At 42.7% G+C, this 16,295-nt stretch carries 15 protein-coding genes and 1 pseudogene; 3 read left to right on the top strand and 13 right to left on the bottom strand.

Going from position 1 to position 16,295, the window contains the following annotated elements:
- Positions 1-122: 122 nt before the first annotated feature.
- Positions 123-527 (bottom strand): annotated as a pseudogene (locus V7K31_RS31760) (IS4 family transposase); the annotation flags it as partial.
- 421 nt (positions 528-948) lie between these two features.
- Between V7K31_RS31760 and V7K31_RS02770 the strand changes: the two are divergent.
- The gene (locus V7K31_RS02770; protein WP_335092454.1) at positions 949-1,320 is read left to right on the top strand and encodes a hypothetical protein; all 372 of its coding nucleotides are present in this window, start codon (positions 949-951) and stop codon (positions 1,318-1,320) included.
- Between the two features lie 31 nt (positions 1,321-1,351).
- Here V7K31_RS02770 and V7K31_RS02765 read toward each other — a convergent pair whose 3' ends face one another.
- On the bottom strand, positions 1,352-2,467 hold the full coding sequence (locus V7K31_RS02765; protein ID WP_335092453.1) for an ABC transporter permease: 1,116 nt from the start codon (positions 2,465-2,467) through the stop codon (positions 1,352-1,354).
- A 154-nt stretch (positions 2,468-2,621) separates the two neighbouring features.
- Complete coding sequence (locus V7K31_RS02760) at positions 2,622-3,503, bottom strand: Npun_R2479 family HD domain-containing metalloprotein (RefSeq protein WP_335092452.1); 882 nt, start codon at positions 3,501-3,503, stop codon at positions 2,622-2,624.
- A 1,128-nt stretch (positions 3,504-4,631) separates the two neighbouring features.
- Between V7K31_RS02760 and V7K31_RS02755 the strand changes: the two genes are divergently transcribed.
- Complete coding sequence (locus V7K31_RS02755) at positions 4,632-6,299, top strand: MBL fold metallo-hydrolase (protein ID WP_335092450.1); 1,668 nt, start codon at positions 4,632-4,634, stop codon at positions 6,297-6,299.
- Positions 6,300-6,758: 459 nt separating this feature from the next.
- Here the strand turns inward: V7K31_RS02755 and V7K31_RS02750 are convergent, their stop codons facing one another.
- From V7K31_RS02750 to V7K31_RS02705, 10 genes are all read right to left on the bottom strand, one after another.
- Positions 6,759-7,070, bottom strand: coding sequence for a DUF6679 family protein (locus V7K31_RS02750; RefSeq protein WP_012408115.1), 312 nt, complete (start codon positions 7,068-7,070; stop codon positions 6,759-6,761).
- A 627-nt stretch (positions 7,071-7,697) separates the two neighbouring features.
- Positions 7,698-7,916, bottom strand: a complete 219-nt coding sequence (locus V7K31_RS02745) for a hypothetical protein (RefSeq protein ID WP_335092449.1) — start codon at positions 7,914-7,916, stop codon at positions 7,698-7,700.
- 227 nt (positions 7,917-8,143) lie between these two features.
- Complete coding sequence (locus V7K31_RS02740) at positions 8,144-8,932, bottom strand: Nif3-like dinuclear metal center hexameric protein (protein ID WP_335092448.1); 789 nt, start codon at positions 8,930-8,932, stop codon at positions 8,144-8,146.
- Between the two features lie 89 nt (positions 8,933-9,021).
- A complete protein-coding gene (locus tag V7K31_RS02735; protein ID WP_335092447.1) occupies positions 9,022-9,771 on the bottom strand; it encodes a hypothetical protein in 750 nt (249 codons plus the stop codon).
- A gap of 270 nt (positions 9,772-10,041) precedes the next feature.
- A complete protein-coding gene (locus V7K31_RS02730) occupies positions 10,042-10,455 on the bottom strand; it encodes a secondary thiamine-phosphate synthase enzyme YjbQ (RefSeq protein WP_335092446.1) in 414 nt (137 codons plus the stop codon).
- A 265-nt stretch (positions 10,456-10,720) separates the two neighbouring features.
- Positions 10,721-10,882: a hypothetical protein gene (locus tag V7K31_RS02725; protein ID WP_335092445.1), complete on the bottom strand. Its 162-nt coding sequence runs from the start codon at positions 10,880-10,882 to the stop codon at positions 10,721-10,723.
- Complete coding sequence (locus tag V7K31_RS02720) at positions 10,883-11,074, bottom strand: hypothetical protein (RefSeq protein WP_335092444.1); 192 nt, start codon at positions 11,072-11,074, stop codon at positions 10,883-10,885.
- On the bottom strand, positions 11,075-11,410 hold the full coding sequence (locus V7K31_RS02715) for a hypothetical protein (RefSeq protein WP_335092443.1): 336 nt from the start codon (positions 11,408-11,410) through the stop codon (positions 11,075-11,077).
- Between the two features lie 27 nt (positions 11,411-11,437).
- A complete protein-coding gene (locus tag V7K31_RS02710; protein WP_335092442.1) occupies positions 11,438-12,520 on the bottom strand; it encodes a glycosyl transferase in 1,083 nt (360 codons plus the stop codon).
- Between the two features lie 236 nt (positions 12,521-12,756).
- Complete coding sequence (locus V7K31_RS02705) at positions 12,757-13,950, bottom strand: aminotransferase class V-fold PLP-dependent enzyme (protein ID WP_335092441.1); 1,194 nt, start codon at positions 13,948-13,950, stop codon at positions 12,757-12,759.
- 492 nt (positions 13,951-14,442) lie between these two features.
- Here V7K31_RS02705 and V7K31_RS02700 point away from each other — a divergent pair, with 492 nt between their 5' ends.
- Complete coding sequence (locus V7K31_RS02700; protein ID WP_335092440.1) at positions 14,443-15,903, top strand: TM0106 family RecB-like putative nuclease; 1,461 nt, start codon at positions 14,443-14,445, stop codon at positions 15,901-15,903.
- Positions 15,904-16,295: the final 392 nt, after the last annotated feature.

Here is a 16,295-nt window from a genome sequence, read left to right as displayed (position 1 = left end):
TGTACACGGTAGCCTTTTTAGGGACTGACAAGAAATAAATTATCCATCTTGTGGGGTGGGACGAAAAGCCATTGGTGTCAAGTTAAGGCATTAGCCCAGATGTCAAGAGAGTGAGCAGCCGTTCATCGGTGACGTTGACGGACGGCTTTAACTAAGCCCATCCAAGGATAATGTTCCACAAGCCAAGGAATAAGTTGTAACTTAGGGTTAAGTAAAAGTGGGCGGTGAAAAAAATATCAGATACGAAACACCATTTCTACGGAAATGCGTTCAATAGGCTGTCGTAGAGCGATGCCTACGGCGGTAAAGTAGGCTACATCAGCACACAAGTCATTCAGAACAGCGTAGAAAATCCAAGTAGCGTATATTTACATTTGTACACCGTTTGTGCCACCAACCCAAAGATCGGACAAGCCCAACAATCGCTTAGTCAATAAAAATGCCTCCTCAATGGGCCAAGGTCGTCAGTATAAATCACAAATTTCTTGTGCCGAAAGTTGTTGTGGGTCAAGAAGATTAGTCAAATGTCTTTGAGACAACGCTTGTTTACTGACTTTCGTTGCTTCTACCCAGATTAATCCTTCTATTTCTAGCGATCGCAATACATCCGTGAGATGTTGTACTTGTCGATACACTAGACTCAACACTATTGCTGCCATGACTGGTAAGGTCAGTACTCGTGAACGCAAGCTCCGTTCTTTGTCTTTTATCCCTTTGAGGTTAGTAAATGTACCTGGGCTGATTAGTTCAAACAGGCGTGATTCTATCTCTTTACTGCCTGGAACCCAGGTAATGAAGACTTCCCCCTCGATTACATCCCGTAAGCTTTAGATGAAATTTATGTTTTGACACATGGTCAACCATATTTAGTGGAACTCGTGGGTTTTCAATTAGTGCGCCGCTACAATGACTTTGTTTTTGAGCAAGGACGACTAGCCAGTTTTCACAGTGGAAGACGTGGAAGCAGTTATCAATGACCCTGAGTTTTTTAAGCGGGGACGCTACTACTTTGATGGGGTTTGGGGTCAGGCGGCGCGGGGTGCTGATGGTCAGCAGACAATTATACAAGTACTTCCACCTCACCCAGAGGGGTTAAGTCTGGATGTCTTGGCTCAGTCTATAGGTATGAACGACCCCAATTTAGAGGAAGCGCTGAATACTCTGAAGCGTCATGATGTCGTTGAGCAAAATCAGGGAAGCTGGCGAATTATGGTAGAACTGTTTCGCCGTTGGGTTTTGCAGCAGGAGCGGATTTTTTCAGCTAATAGAAGGCGAATGGAATTCGCGGCTACACAGGCAAAGTCCGCCTTCGCGGACTAATTTGGGCGATCGCATTTGCTATTCTAAGAGCTTATCTTCTCAAACTGCGGGGGTCGAGGGCATCTCTCAATCCATCACCCAGTAAGTTGAATGCTAACACTGTGAGGATAATCAGCACAGCTGGCGGCCAGATTAACCAAGGTTGCAGTACCAAAATTGAAGCATTGCTAGCCAGAGAAAGCATATTGCCCCAAGAGGGGTCTGGTTGTTGAATTCCCAAACCGATGAGACTCAGTATCGCTTCTGCACCAATAAAGCTGGGAATTGCAAGAGTAGCAGAGATAACTATATAACTAGCCGTTTGCGGCAAAACGTGGCGGAGGATGATATAAAGTGGATTCCCGCCCATTGCGCGTGCCGCTTGGACAAATTCTCGCTCTTTAATTGATAGTACCTGTCCGCGAATCACCCGTGCTAAACCAGCCCAGCTAATAACCGAAGTAATCACCACAATCAGCAAAAAGCGCTGGGTACTGCTTAAACCAGCTGGTAAGACTGCTCCCAAAGTCACCAAAAGATAAATACTAGGGAAAGTCATTAACACTTCTGCCAAGCGCATAATCACGCTATCAGTCACACCGCCCAAATAACCAGAAATTCCACCGATGAGCAAACCAAGGGGATAGGTAATGATAATGCCAAAAATCCCGATAAACATACTGATGCGACCGCCATGCAGGAGGCGACTAAATTGGTCGCGCCCTTGGTCATCAGTGCCGAAGATGTTGACTTTTACCCCACTTGTTGTCCCAAATAAATGCCAATTTAAGGGAATACCAGCAAAGATTGTGACTTCATCCCACTTCGGGGGTAATGGCAAACTCATCTGCAACAATCGGTATTCTGGCCCGGAGACAAATAGATGCAGGGGTGAGGGCTTTTTGAAGTCTACAATGAGTTGGCGATCGCCTGTTTCTAAATTTGTGTCCCCCTGAGTCGTCGGATAAACATGGGGCCCGATAAACTGCCCTGACTGAGAAACCCAATGTATCTTAGTTGGTGGCAGCAGTGAACCATTAGGCTGTGAAGCATAGGGGTCATAAGGAGCTACCAAATCAGCTGCAATTACTGCTATGTAGAAAACTAACAGCAAAATTGCCCCAAATCGTGCCAAAGGATTTTTCTTCAGTCGTCCCCACCAATCCATAGTAGTTAGGAGTTATAAGTTATGAGTTATCAAAGTTTTATCTTAATTCATAACTCATTCATGATTAATAATTCTTAACTCCCCATTCCTAACTCCTAACTCCCAACTCCTAACTCCTAACAGACGCGATTCATCGCGTCTCTACTCCTAACTCCTAACTGGCAACCCCTAACTTCTCTAAATACTGCTGCTGTTCTTGCTGTTGTTTTTCGTGTTCTACAACAAACACATTTGAGTAGAGATTAGCCAGAATTTGTTTTCCCTGCTGTGTCAGTGATAGATAATGCAGTCCCTCTTGAATATAAGGAAAGACACCATTCCAGTAAAACTTAGCGTAGTTATTACGTAAATCGGCAGGGGTTTTATAGCCCAAAACTTTATTTACACCAGTTTCTTCAAACTCGTAAAATAAAGAAGTAATTTTCTTCAAGTAACGCGGGTCACTTAGTTGCCCAATCAAATCAGCAGCACGTACTATTCCTGCAAAGCACTTTGTATCTTGCTGATCTTCTGCCGCAGGCACAGGAAATCGAGTCAATTCAATATTGCTCTTAATTGCCTCAGCATCTATTAACTTGTGACCTCCAAAACGCTCATCAATAAAAAGCTTGGCTCTATCAACATGATACGGTGTGAGACTGGCATCAGAAGCGCCAGACGCTACAGAAATCATTCTGCCATTTTTACCTGTGGAATATAAGTCTATTGCTTCTCGGTCTTGTCGGCAAACTCCCTTAACGTAGCCAATATCATGACACACTAAAGAAATAATACAATGCAACCAGTCTTCACTGGAAACACCGCCTTCTCTAATGTGTTTGCCACGTAAGATTTCTTGTCCCACTAGGGTTACAAGGACGGTGTGTTCAACATTGTGATAAAGAGCGTCGCTATTGGCAATGTTTTCCAAAGCCATGTTACCAGCCCAAGCGATAATGTCCTGATAATCATTTTTGAAGCAGCCATAGGTGCGACGGTAGCCTTCTCGAATTTCATCTACAAAGGCATCAATTAAAATTTCAGTGGCATTGAACATATCTGGTTACTCTGGTAAATACCAATTATTTATTGATTTGATTGATTTGAAAATTCCATAATCAGGGCTACCCTTGCTGGAATCTAGGGTAATGGAGTTTGCTCCTTTGTAACTCATTTGTAGCTGTGGACGCTAGCTTTACCTATGCTTGGATTGCATGGTATGGCCAATGATCGGGTCAAAAGAGGCAGGGGGCAGGGGGCAGGGGGCAGGGGGAGAGACTGAGACGGAGCATGGAATGGCGGCTTGCGTCTAAGCTCCTGGAAGGACGGGGCTTCATACCCATGTTCCGGTTTGCTCCACACAGAGTGTTGGGCTTGCTCCCCCCGCTAAGAGCTCCCTTCCCCTCTGCCTCTTCGGTGAGGAACTTTAAACCAGAGCAAGTTTGGGGTTAGGATATCCCAGGAAAGTGAGTATCCCGCCGTTTGTCCTTTTTCAATTGAGCAGATTCTAGATGAAGATTTTTACGGACTGTAGAGAATTGCGACGCCGAGTAGCCCGTCGTAGACATCGCACTCATATTGGTTTGCATCTAGATTGATGGACAGGTTGACCGAAAGGTTCTACAATTTGACTTAATTGCGGTAAATTTACCTATTGCCCAATCCACATAAGCATAGTAAAGATTTTCTAGTGATTGCGTTTTATTGCGGAAGCACTAAATTAATATAGGAAAGTCTTTGAGTTAAGGGACAGCAAACAAATGGACGTAAAGCTGATTTTAGCTGGATTAACAGTTATATTTACGCTTTCGTGCTTATTTTTTGGCACGAAAAATGGATTCTATGATTCAGATAACTATCACGGGAATGGCTCCGCACATTGAGATAAATCTGTAGATGCTTGGGCGACTTACCGTAGGGTGAATTGGCTAAGATAGCTCAGAACTTACAAAGGGAAATATAAACAAGAGCCAAACTCGTTTAGCTCCTAATTTGATGGCTTCTTGTTAGCCCACCTTTCCGAACCAGCGCGGGTTCGGTGGAGGCGTCCTCCCCAATCAAAAATCCGTATTCTCAGGGTGTAGGGGCGCACGAGAAAACTTACCCCTAAGTCACAAAACCAAAATTTGTGTAACTTTTGGCTTTTGGGATATGTCCATGATGATGAGGTTTGAGGGGAGGAAGCATGAGGGATAATCTGTCGGCATCTTCTCGCGTAGATGCTGCGGAAGCGGGTAGTGAATTAGAATGTTTGCCCTATAGTGTCCAGCATGACAATGAGGGCGTCTGTTTATTGGTGAAAATGGGACCACATCACATCTTGTTGGACTGTGGTTTGGAGGATATTTCATCGCTGCCTAAGGGGCCTAGTAAGTCGGTAAGTGCAACTAGTTCGCCCCTACCAGCAGATTTAGTTTTGATTAGTCACGCCCACCCAGATCACGCCAGAGGCTTACTGGAACTGCATAAAGCTTTTCCTAAGTTACCTATTTATGGTAGTGAGGTGACTAGCAAGTTACTGCCGCTGAATTGGCTAGACCAAGACGCTGAGGAAATTTCCCAATTTTGTCACGCTTTGCCGTTGCGATCGCCTGTGGAATTACAAGAGGGTCTGGTGGCAGAATTATTTCCCGCAGGGCATCTACCAGGGGCAGTGGCAATTCTCCTTACCTACACTACCAAGCAGCGTAGTTACAAGTTACTGTATACAGGTGACTTTTTCCTGTCAAACTCCCGGTTGGTAGAAGGTTTGCGTTTAGAGGAATTGCGGGGCTTAGACTTAGATGTACTAATCATTGAAGGTAGTTATGGCACATCCCGTCATCCTCATCGCCGCAACCAAGAAAATCAACTAGCAGAGCGAATTAATCGGGCGATCGCTGACCATTGTTCTGTAATCCTTCCCACCCCGGCTTTAGGATTGGGTCAAGAACTGCTAATGCTGTTACGGTCACATCACCACTTCACCGGACGAGATTTAGATATCTGGGTAGATGGTGCTGTCGCTACTGGGTGTGATGCGTACCTAGAACTGCTACCACACCTCCCCCCGTCCGTGCAGAATTTCGCCCGCCATCAACCCTTATTTTGGGATGAACGGGTGCGTCCTCGCGTGCGTCGTTTGCAACCAGAACATCGTCCCACTGTGGGCAAGTCACCTTGTATAGTCCTTACCGACTCTAAAGATGATTTGGGTAAGCACTGCCAACTAGACACCGGACCTTGGCTGATCCTCCTACCAGAAAAAAGTGATATAAAAGTTGACAAAGAATATCTAGCGCCTACCAATGTCGAAACCTATCTTTTGGCTCAACATAGTGATGGGCCTGGTACTACGCAGCTAATTCATAATTTGCGACCCCAGCACGTCATTTTTGTCCACGGTTCTCCTGCCTATTTGGCAGACCTGACTAGCTTAGAGGAGTTACAAAACCGCTACCATGTACATTCACCAGCAGCTAACACCTTAGTAGAACTGCCCATCGGCGATACCTTTTTACAACCAGCAGCACCAGAAACTAACTACGAAGGTGAACTGACAGAGTTGGAAACAGTAATCACCATCACCATACCCAACATGATTACTACCGATCCGCGTTGGCGGCAATTTGCCGATACTGGTTTAATCGAAGCTCGTTGGCAAGGGGAAGAACTAGTATTAAGGGGATTGTCTCAACGAGAACTGCTCAACCAAAATAGCGATCGCTATACATGGACAGATGTAGACTGTTGTGGTACTTGCCGACATCAAAGGGGGCAGAGGTGTTGGAACCCAGCTTCTCCGTTGTATAACTTTAAGGTAACTCTAGAAGGTTACTGTCCTGCTTTTGAAGGTTTGAATGAGAGCCAATAGTCATCAGAAATTTGGGTAGAAACCCCGTGCTAAAAGCACGGCTTTCTATTTCCATTACCGCCTTGGGGTTGCTCTATTCGGTGTACCTTTGTTTTGTACTTTCAACGGGACAATTACCGTTTCAAATCTCGCAACCCTGTACGCATAATGTTTTTGCACGCTATGTGCCTCCCTTGCGGGGTAATGTTAGCTTCTCCCAAGGGGAGACGCAAGCGCGAACGACCTGTTATAAGAGCTTGTTAGACTTGCAACACTGTTCCAGTGACCTTAGAACTGTTTAATTGGAAATGACAGAGCGGGGTACTAGCTACGCATTCCACAGTGTCATGACTCAAATAACGGCTACTCGTTTTACCGAGTGGTCTGGTCAGTACGGCTTGTTTGATTGCTCTTTCAAGCCTCACGCCTTTAGGCTGAGGTTCCTAACTTTTAATTAATGACTAATGACTAATGACTGAATTATTCTGGATTCGAGTCAGTGTAACGGTTGTGGATGCGTTCAGCTTCGGGACAATCTTCAGTCATTAGAGGTTCCACATTTCCGCGTGGTACTGAAGCCAATTTTTGCGTTACAGCACCAATGCTCTCGAGGCGAACCATTTCTTCCCAAGAACAAACTTCGTCTTCTTCTTCTGTTTCATAGCGTAGGGTCACTAAATCTCCCTCTATGTCGATGATGCGGGCGCGTTCAATCCAGCGTTGCTGGTCCCGCAAGAAAACACATACCTCGCGCCCATCGCAACACAGTTGATAAATCTTGCGGTGTAGCATGTATTGTTTCTGCCTTTTTAAACAACGTAGTTAAACCTGTCAAATTCTGGGTTCTACCCCATTACATTACACCTTTAAGAGGTTAATTTCACCGTTGAGAACAAGTACGCTTCATGAACCAATCCCAAGATTTGCTTGTAGTTGTCAAAATATCGGGAAATGTTGGGTCATCAATCAATGGTTGCTCTAGCAATGAACTCAATCTCCCTCTGGCTCGTTCTAGGGAATGTCTGCTTTATAAAAGTCAAACAATTCGGTACCTGTCCTAATCAGGTTCATATTTGTTGGTGAGTCATTCTTACCATTATGTAATAAAGAATACTCCAAAACAATCGTTGATTGCGGTTGTTTAACTTGCCTACTTTTAATCATTGGCATTACTGGGAAGTCCGGGCACTTGATTTTACTTTTACCCACTTGTATCTGATCTTAACTCATTCTCTTGCTGACCTTGATAGTTTTCAACAACAAGACCCAATGAGTTTTGAGTTTTTAAGGTTTTTGCCTGATCATAACTAAGAAAAAAGCAACGGAGTATAAGCAAGAGGCAGAAAGGCAAAGGAGATAGGGGCAGAGGGGAAAAACGATGAGAAAATTCCCCTCTGTCCTCCATCTTGTGTGGGAGTATCAACAAGATTTATCTGGTAGGGGAAATTCCATAAGCACATTCGACGAGGAAGCTTCTCGTTTAATTTGACCTGCCCTAACTGCATTGTATAGGGTTGCCAGGGCTGACAAATCCTGCTCCTTCCAGCATTTAGTGGCCAGCACTTGCTGAAGTAAACCCTCAGATTCAACACTAAGATATCCAGTTTGGAAGGCAGATTCAACGAGTGTGCGAATCATCTTGATTAGGGCAGAGTGAACAATTTGTTACGTCAAGTGTGGAATATTTTCTTCTGCTACTAGTTGATATGGAACATAAGTATTATGTGATTATAGTTACACATAATTGGTGATTTGCATCACAATAATGGATCAGAATATTAGCTCTAGGTGCGTCTATGTATTAATATACTGAATTCATAGTATGCGGTAGGGCATTCCGTGGACATATAGTGAAACATAAGCAATCAAGCAAAAAACTGGCGGAAATCTTCATCCTTTTGACTTAATTGCACCCAGTCTAGGTTTAAGGACTGGAATTTTTGCACCAAGCGATCGCAAGCAGGACGTTCGGTAGCATAATGTCCGGCATCGATTAAAATAAGATTGCAATCGCGGCTTTCTTGAAACTGATGAAACTTACAGTCAGAAGTCAGATAAGCTTGAGCGCCAGTTTTGGCTACGGTCCAAATGTAACTAGCCCCTGAACCACCCAAAACGGCAACTCGTGAAATTGTTTGCTGTAAATCAGCAGTTGGAGAAAAAATCAAATTAGGGGAAGCAAGTCGGGTTTGAATGGCTGTGAGTAATTCCTGTAATGTCAGAAATGGCTCTAGCAAACCAACACGCCCATATCCTAATCCGGCTTGTGTAGGTACTATGGGAGTAACTTCTTTGAGTTCTAATATCTGAGCCAAAACGTCAGCAGTACCATCCTGCACTTGGTCAAAATTGGTATGAGCAGTATAAATACCAATATTGTGAGTAAAAGCTAACCGTACCATTTCGGCGATCGCTTCACCAGTGCGTAAAGATTTGGGAGGAGTAAAAATTAATGGATGATGGGCAAATATCAGATTAGCATTCAGAGCGATCGCTTCTTGGATTACTGCCAAAGTCGGTGTCAAACATACCAAAACCCGTGCTTTTTCCTGCAAAACTCCTGGTTCAATCTGCCAGCCACAATTATCCCAGCTTTCACACCAAGCGGGATTTGCCCATGCTTCAAACCAAGTAATTAAATCAGCAATTTTCATACTATATTTCCAGGCAATTATTTTGTATGCAGCAAGTAGCTAAATACTTGCCTTTTAAAGCGTTCCATTTTTGATTTTTGAATTTATGATCAGTGTCTCTGTGGCTGAATATCTAATTTTAATGCTAATTGCTGGCGCATTTCCTGGAAAGGTTTGTTCCATACAGGGCTAGCATTCCAGCTCCACGCTGCTACTGGGATAAGTTGTTCTTCAGCAAGATAAGTTAGCAGACGATATTCATCTTCTGGTTCACGAGAAAAAGTGAAGGGATTGCGGTAGCCAGTCTCACACAGTTTATAAGATGTAATTTGGCCGTGACTAATACGTTGTAAAAGTTCTTTACCTTTGACGAGCAAATAATCTAAAAAAACCGGACTAAAAGGCTCTATATGTGCGCGTTTTTGTGGCTCTTTTTGTACCCATCTTGCCCAGTCAAATCCATATATAAAATCGTGAACATAACGGAAGCGCATTTCCGTTTTATTTCCGAACATCTCCGTCAGGCAAACCATCTTTTCACCAAAAACTGTTAAGAAAGGAACCGCGCCCTCCTCTGCGATTAAAGCTTGCCTAAGCATACTACTTACGAGAAAATCAAAATCCCAGAAGATATTTTCTGGGAAATTTCGTAACTGAGTATACACTATAGATTCGAGAGTTGCCTGAAGGGTTGTGAGGACTTTAATATCGGTATTTTGTTCAGTAATCAAATTTCCCAATTCGGCAAAGTTGGTAATTAATGTTTTTTGGGGATTAAGTGAGAATAGGTTTACAGGCTGCTGGGAAAGGATTTCATCAATAAATTGGAAAGTATGAGTTGGTGTCAGTTCTTGCTTCATAGTAATTGAAATAGCCCAGGCAGCTTACACTAAATATTAGTTTACATTGGAATAACTAGATTATTAAATAGTCACAAATAAACTTAACTTTTAAATTTACAAATTGACACGAATTATTTAGCGTATATCTGGTTAATTTTGGATCAATCATTTTTATTAAAAAGCTATGACCGTGAAATTTACGAAATTCTACCCAAAGGATACGCAGTATAACCAGGGTATTTAAACTCTACAAAACTATACCTTAAATAAATAAAACTTGATAATCCGCTATCCAGAAATGTGGACAACCAATTCTCTTAAATAACTACGCTGGCGATGTTCCCAAATATAAATTCCCTGCCAAATTCCCAGCACCAAATGACCACAATTAATGGGGATATGTTCCGAAGTGTGGGTGAGTGCGGTACGAATGTGTGCTGGCATATCATCAGCACCTTCTGCATCGTGGATGTATTTTCCAGATTCTGGGACGAGTTTCGCCATAAAGTTAGCTAAATCCACAAGAACATCAGGATCGGCATTTTCTTGGATGACTAAACTGGCTGAAGTGTGGCGTAAAAATAGAGTACAAAGACCAGTTTCAACTCCTGATTCTGCAACTATGGCTTCAATTTTTGCAGTGATGTTGTAAAAAGATTTACCAGTGGTGGAAATTTTTAGTAACTTTTGGTAGTGACTCATTTAAAACAGTAATTATTGATGAAAGTAAAAGCTAATTAGCAGTTGAATCTGCTTGATTTGGTTGTTCTTCTGCCGTTGGTTGATTGCTAGACTGAGTATGTCTTCTCTTAAAGAGACTTAACACCGCATTTACAGAATCTTTGAGAAAATCGGGGATTAATAGGTGTACTAGGTAGATTGTGAGACAAAGCTGTAATGTTATCTAGGTTTGGCTCTGGCAATTCTAAACTCTTTTTAGAGGATGTTGTATTATCTTGGTTGGTATTCATAGTTTTTGTAGTTCAGGAATGAAATAAACTGTTACTTGATGTAACAAGGCAAAAACAGCGATTCCGGCAGTCACACCAGTAGCATATTTCAAGGCTAGGGAAATATCGTCTACTTGCTTCTGGTTATTATTATAAGTCTCTCTGAAGTCAGCTAACATTCATAGTTTTTGTAGTTCAGGAATGAAATAAACTGTTACTTGATGTAACAAGGCAAAAACAGCGATTCCGGCAGTCACACCAGTAGCATATTTCAAGGCTAGGGAAATATCGTCTACTTGCTTCTGGTTATTATTATAAGTCTCTCTGAAGTCAGCTAATATCTGTAAATTGTATTCTTGAGGTGTAAACATCTAATAATCTTCTGGAAATTTTAGATTTTCTTTATTTCCTTGGTTTTCTTCCTTTTTTTCTAGATTGGGACTAATAAAAAACTTACGTGGCAATAAAGCCCGGATTAGTAACAGAAAGTTGATGGAAAATAATAATATCTCTAACGCACTGAAGATACTAAATATAGTAATCAATCTCGATATTGTTAGAAAACTTAGTATAGCGCTGTTTGTGACAAAGAGAATATTCATCTGGGTGATTAAAATTTGCCGTTCTTCCTTTTGCCTTTCAATCACTCGACGCACATCTTGACTGGCTAATTCTAAAGTTTTTTTATCTATTATTGGAGATTCCATTATTAATTGACGTTGTTTTGAATAACTTTATTTTGTCTGTAAATAATTGAGAACAGCATGAGCGATCGCTTCATTACCATCCTTAGCAATTGGTTGAGATTGCTTTGGTGGTTGGGGTAATTCATGGAGAAAATCCCAAGTCCCTCGAAAAAACTCCGATGGGGTGATGATTTGATGCTGGTTATAATTAGTTATGGCTTCTACAAGAAAAGTTGCTTCGGCAAAGTCATCACGCGGCATGGTAACAATAGGTACTCCTAATAGTGTGGCTTCAGAAAAAGTACCGTAACCAGGTTTAGAGACAACTCGCCCACAAATAGGCATAAAATCTACAGGGCGGTATTTACGATCGCTAATTTTCACTAAATTAGGTAAATCAGGCGCAGACTGATCAAAGACGATAAATTGCAAATCTGGAAATCGCCGCAGGTTATGATATGGTATTTGCTGTAAACCCAAGCCGCCAAAGGTCAACAAAATAGTTTTTTCAACTGGTGCAGTTATTCCCCAAAGAGAGCGTAAATCATCAGCAGAGTGACGGGGAGAACCGCCGGTTAAGCCGACATCTGTGATATTGTTAAAGGCTTGCATTGGTTCATGGAAAGGGAGACGAAATAAGCGATCGCACTTTGAGTACCAATCACTAATCCAATCAGCAATTGCGGTAAATTCGCCTCCCCAATCCCGGTAGATCAAGTCCCAGCCAAAGTTACTCATCATCCAGCAAGGAATATTTGCAGCTTTGGCAAACCCCGGAGCGAAGAAGGGAATATCTGCCAAGATGAGATTAACGCGATTTTGGCGGATAAAATTCACTTCTGAGGCAATCAGCGAATTTTGATGCTTCTTAATATCGAGCAACTTTTCTAAAGTCGCTACTTTATCCATTGTCAAACTATCGCTTTGCACCACACCCAAATCAAATGCACGGGGACGATAGATAAAATCGCCTTCTATATAGCATTCTAGCAACCAACGTGGGGCAGTAGTCGCTAGAATTAGCAGAACTTCTGGACATAATTTTTGAATTGTCGCAGCTACAGAAGCCGTGCGAGCAGCATGACCAAAGCCGTGGTTAGTTATGGCTAAGTATAAGATTGGGCGTTCCATTTATAGTTAAGAGTTAGGAGTTAGGAGTAGAGACGCGATTAATCGCGTCTGTACAGGAATGAGGAATTAGGAATTAGGAATTAGCAGTTTGGAGGTAGAAGTTAAAATCATAATTCCCAGACTGATATGGCGTTTACTAATCAGATGAGGTACATCATAGTCCCCTCTCGAAGAGCGGGGAGGGGTTCTTGTACCTAACTCAACCGAGAACCACCATAACTTATAACTCCTAACTTTTAACTAATTTTCTGAAAACTTTGAATCGCCTCAACCAATTGGTCAATTTCCGATTCTAAAGTAAAGTAATGGACAGTGGCGCGTATACAACTAGGCTCGGCAATTGTCCGAGTTAATATTCTTTGTAACTCAAAAAAATGCACCAACTTGAGACTAGCTTGGGGCTGATTATTTGCAAGTTGAAAAGAAACTATACCGCTTTCAGGTGGGGAAGTTCGCAAACATTTAATATCAGGTAACGCTGTCAATTGTCGCCAGAGATACTCACTGTTGTGGCAGATTTGCTCGTAACGTTCCTGTGAGTTTCCCCATTGCTGATGAATTGCGATCGCCTCCAGTAACCCAACATACAACGGATAAGCTAATGTAGACACTTCGTATCGTCGCCCATCTGGAAGCCAACCCACAGGCTGAGATTGACTATCCACAACAATCCCATTCAAGCCAATAAATGTAGGATTCAGGCTTTCTCGTGCTTCTGGTCGAACATACAAACCACCAGCACCCGCAGGACCACATAACCATTTGTGACCAGTGAAAGCATAAAAATCTACTCCCAATTCAGTCAAGTTTAAAGGCAACAAACCAACAGATTGGGCAGCATCTATCAATAATAAAGAATGATTATTTCTGCATACTTCGGCAATTTTATCAAGAGGTAAAACTTGACCAGTGTTCCAGAAAACATGACTCAATATCACTAGGCGTGTGTTGGGGCGCAAGTGCTGGATAATAACTTTTACGGGGTCGCCCTCATTTAAAGTCGTCTTTAGGGGACAGGTGGTAACTTCCACAGCGAATCTCCGCGCGATTTCCTGGGCTGTGGCAATCACGCCTGGGTGTTCACAGTCTGAGAGTAGTAGATGGTCGCCAGCTTGCCACTCAATGCCCCACATGGCGATATTACAGCCAACTGTGACATTCTGGGTGAGAGTAATTGTTTCGCTTGGTGCATATAACTCCGAAGCGATCGCAACTCTAGCGGCTTGAGTCTGAGGTGCTATCCAGCTATACGCCTCATTGCCAAAGGGGCCTATGTGCTGAACATGAGCTTGAGTTTGGGTCATAGCATCCATTGCCCTTTGGGGCATGGGTCCTTGTCCCCCATAATTGAAATAAGTCTTATTTGCTAAAGCGGGAAATTGCTCTCGATGGGTATGCAACCTGGTTTGTGCGACAGAAATACTAGTCATAATTTACAACGGATATCTGCTATTTAGAGGCTATTAATATAATAAATATTTGTACTTTATACTCGTAGCAACGCTAAAAATAGGGATGATAAATCTTGCACTGCGTTTCTATCCCGTCTCGGAATGAATTCCGAGTCTCATAGCTGAAGTCCACTCAAGTGGACTGAATTAATCATTTAGTCCACTTGAGTGGACTTCAGTTATCAGCACTGAACTTCAGTTCTGGGTGGGATTGCCTGTTTGTGTGAGAGTTTCACTCTGACAAAAATGTGGGTAAAGCATTTTTCGACTTGTGTGTACACCGTAGCATTTGTCACTTAGAGAAACGCAAGCGCCTATCTGTTTACGTCACTAGCTAGCTGTTGACAGTATAGAATAAACGGCAAATCAGATGTAGAGGCGTTGGCGTAGCCCACCGAAGGTATCGCCACTTCAAAACTTTAGTTGTCTGAGTTACTCGCAGAGTGTGCTAATTCTTGTTAACTTAAAAGAATGCTAATTAATGCTGAACTCCTACTGCAATACCAACGCTGTAAACGCCGGCCTTTTCTAGATATCCACGGTGACAAAAGTCAGCGCGATGCTCCCAATGAGTTGCTACGGAAACTACAACAGGACAAAATCGCCCATCAGATGAGTGCTTTGGCACAGGTGACTTATCATCAACCAGATTATTCATACGGAAACTGGGAAAACGCAGAGAAGGCAACTTTAGAATTGATGCAGCGTGGGGTTGAGTACATATATAAAGGAGTACTTTTAGCAACTTATTCTGAAGCATACACCTTACTGAGTCGTCCAGATTTACTTGTGAAACGGCCAGGAAAATCCTGCTTTGGAGATTGGATGTACGTTGCGGCTAATATTGAACTGGGTAAGCGCCCTAAGCAAGAATATCAAGTTGTTGCCGCCTTTCACACCCAAGTATTGGCAACAGTACAGGACTTGGCACCAGAAACAGCTTGGCTGATATTGCGTACCAAAGATAGAAATTATCCTGTGGATTTGCTCAAATGGACACCACGGATGCAGCAGATTCTAGAGGAGTTTATTCAAGTTTTAGAGTTACCGAATCCGCCAGAGGTGTTTATTGCTCGGCAAAAGTGCAATCTCTGCCATTGGTATAGTCAATGTTATGCTGTTGCTCAATCTGAAAAACATCTCTCACTGTTACCAGGCGTAACACCCATTCGCTACACTCAACTGCAAGCCTTAGCCATCACCACACTAGAATCTCTCGCTAACACCAGCCCCAGCACCTTAGAAAACCTGCTTGGTTTTGACACTGAAGTAGCGCCCAAGCTAGTAGTGCAAGCTCAATCTGCATTGGAAAAACGACCGCTTGTTTTACCATACCCGCTACCAATAAAAGATATTACATTCACAGCACCCATAGAGCTTTACTTTGATATTGAGGCACAGCCAGACTTAGATTTAGATTATCTTTTGGGGGTTTTGGTCGTTGATAGACTTGCCAATACAGAACAGTTTTATTCATTTTTAGCAGACAAACCAGAAGACGAAGAATTAGTTTGGCAGCAATTTTTGGATTTGGTTTGGCAATATCCCGAAGCACCAATTTATCATTTTTGTGTCTACGAGTTTGATACAGTCAAACGGTTGGCAAAGCTTTACAACACTCCCTACGCCTCAGTGCGTCCTGTATTGAGTCGATTTGTGGATGTGTATGAACAATTAACCCAAAGTGTAGCATTGCCCGTAGAAAGTTATGCCCTGAAAGCGATCGCTCGTTGGTTAGGATTTGAGTGGCGGGAAAAAGAAGCTAGTGGTGCCAAGTGTATTTATTGGTATGATCAGTGGCTAGAAACAGGCGATCGCACCTTACTAGAAATTATCCAAAGCTACAACGAAGATGATTGCCGCGCTACCCGCAGAGTCAAAGATTGGCTTGTCAATTTTTTTCAGGATGAATATGGTTTGCGACTAGCTTAAGTAATTTCGTATTTTCTAAAGGTTTTCAATTGGTTGGAATATATCTTATTTGTAGCGGCGCACAGATGTGTATCCCTAAGCTGACTTTTCGCGGTTTCTGTAAAACCTCACTTTTGCAAGGAGGAGCCACTCTTCTTGCACGTGGCGTCAGAGCCTTTGAATTCTCCCCTTTCCCTAATCTACGGTGTACACACAAGTCATCGAATTACCCAAAACAAAAACCTCACCCTGTCCTATCTTTAATCCCTCTCCTTACTAAGGAGAGGGACAGGTTTTGCGTAGCATAACCAGGGTGAGGTAAGCTGTTGTGCCTTTAATTTGCACAAATAGCGTTACCCTTATTTTTTATCCTTCTTCCCCATTTAATAATAAGCTCTCCATCATTTAAGAGT

The organism is Nostoc sp. (genome assembly GCF_036917675.1).
Taxonomy (GTDB): Bacteria; Cyanobacteriota; Cyanobacteriia; order Cyanobacteriales; family Nostocaceae; genus Nostoc.
Note: the sequence above shows the minus strand (reverse complement) of the source record. Positions and strands in the feature narration are given on the sequence as shown.

Excerpts from the sequence above, each read along its gene's own strand:
- V7K31_RS02750 (WP_012408115.1), bottom strand. The coding sequence starts at position 7,070 with ATGCTACACCGCAAGATTTATCAACTGTGTTGCGATGGGCGCGAGGTA.
- V7K31_RS02760 (WP_335092452.1), bottom strand. The coding sequence starts at position 3,503 with ATGTTCAATGCCACTGAAATTTTAATTGATGCCTTTGTAGATGAAATT.
- V7K31_RS02705 (WP_335092441.1), bottom strand. The coding sequence starts at position 13,950 with ATGACTAGTATTTCTGTCGCACAAACCAGGTTGCATACCCATCGAGAG.
- V7K31_RS02765 (WP_335092453.1), bottom strand. The coding sequence starts at position 2,467 with ATGGATTGGTGGGGACGACTGAAGAAAAATCCTTTGGCACGATTTGGG.
- V7K31_RS02730 (WP_335092446.1), bottom strand. The coding sequence starts at position 10,455 with ATGAGTCACTACCAAAAGTTACTAAAAATTTCCACCACTGGTAAATCT.
- V7K31_RS02710 (WP_335092442.1), bottom strand. The coding sequence starts at position 12,520 with ATGGAACGCCCAATCTTATACTTAGCCATAACTAACCACGGCTTTGGT.
- V7K31_RS02715 (WP_335092443.1), bottom strand. The coding sequence starts at position 11,410 with ATGGAATCTCCAATAATAGATAAAAAAACTTTAGAATTAGCCAGTCAA.
- V7K31_RS02755 (WP_335092450.1), top strand. The coding sequence starts at position 4,632 with ATGAGGGATAATCTGTCGGCATCTTCTCGCGTAGATGCTGCGGAAGCG.
- V7K31_RS02740 (WP_335092448.1), bottom strand. The coding sequence starts at position 8,932 with ATGAAAATTGCTGATTTAATTACTTGGTTTGAAGCATGGGCAAATCCC.
- V7K31_RS02745 (WP_335092449.1), bottom strand. The coding sequence starts at position 7,916 with ATGATTCGCACACTCGTTGAATCTGCCTTCCAAACTGGATATCTTAGT.
- V7K31_RS02735 (WP_335092447.1), bottom strand. The coding sequence starts at position 9,771 with ATGAAGCAAGAACTGACACCAACTCATACTTTCCAATTTATTGATGAA.
- V7K31_RS02720 (WP_335092444.1), bottom strand. The coding sequence starts at position 11,074 with ATGTTTACACCTCAAGAATACAATTTACAGATATTAGCTGACTTCAGA.
- V7K31_RS02700 (WP_335092440.1), top strand. The coding sequence starts at position 14,443 with ATGCTAATTAATGCTGAACTCCTACTGCAATACCAACGCTGTAAACGC.
- V7K31_RS02725 (WP_335092445.1), bottom strand. The coding sequence starts at position 10,882 with ATGTTAGCTGACTTCAGAGAGACTTATAATAATAACCAGAAGCAAGTA.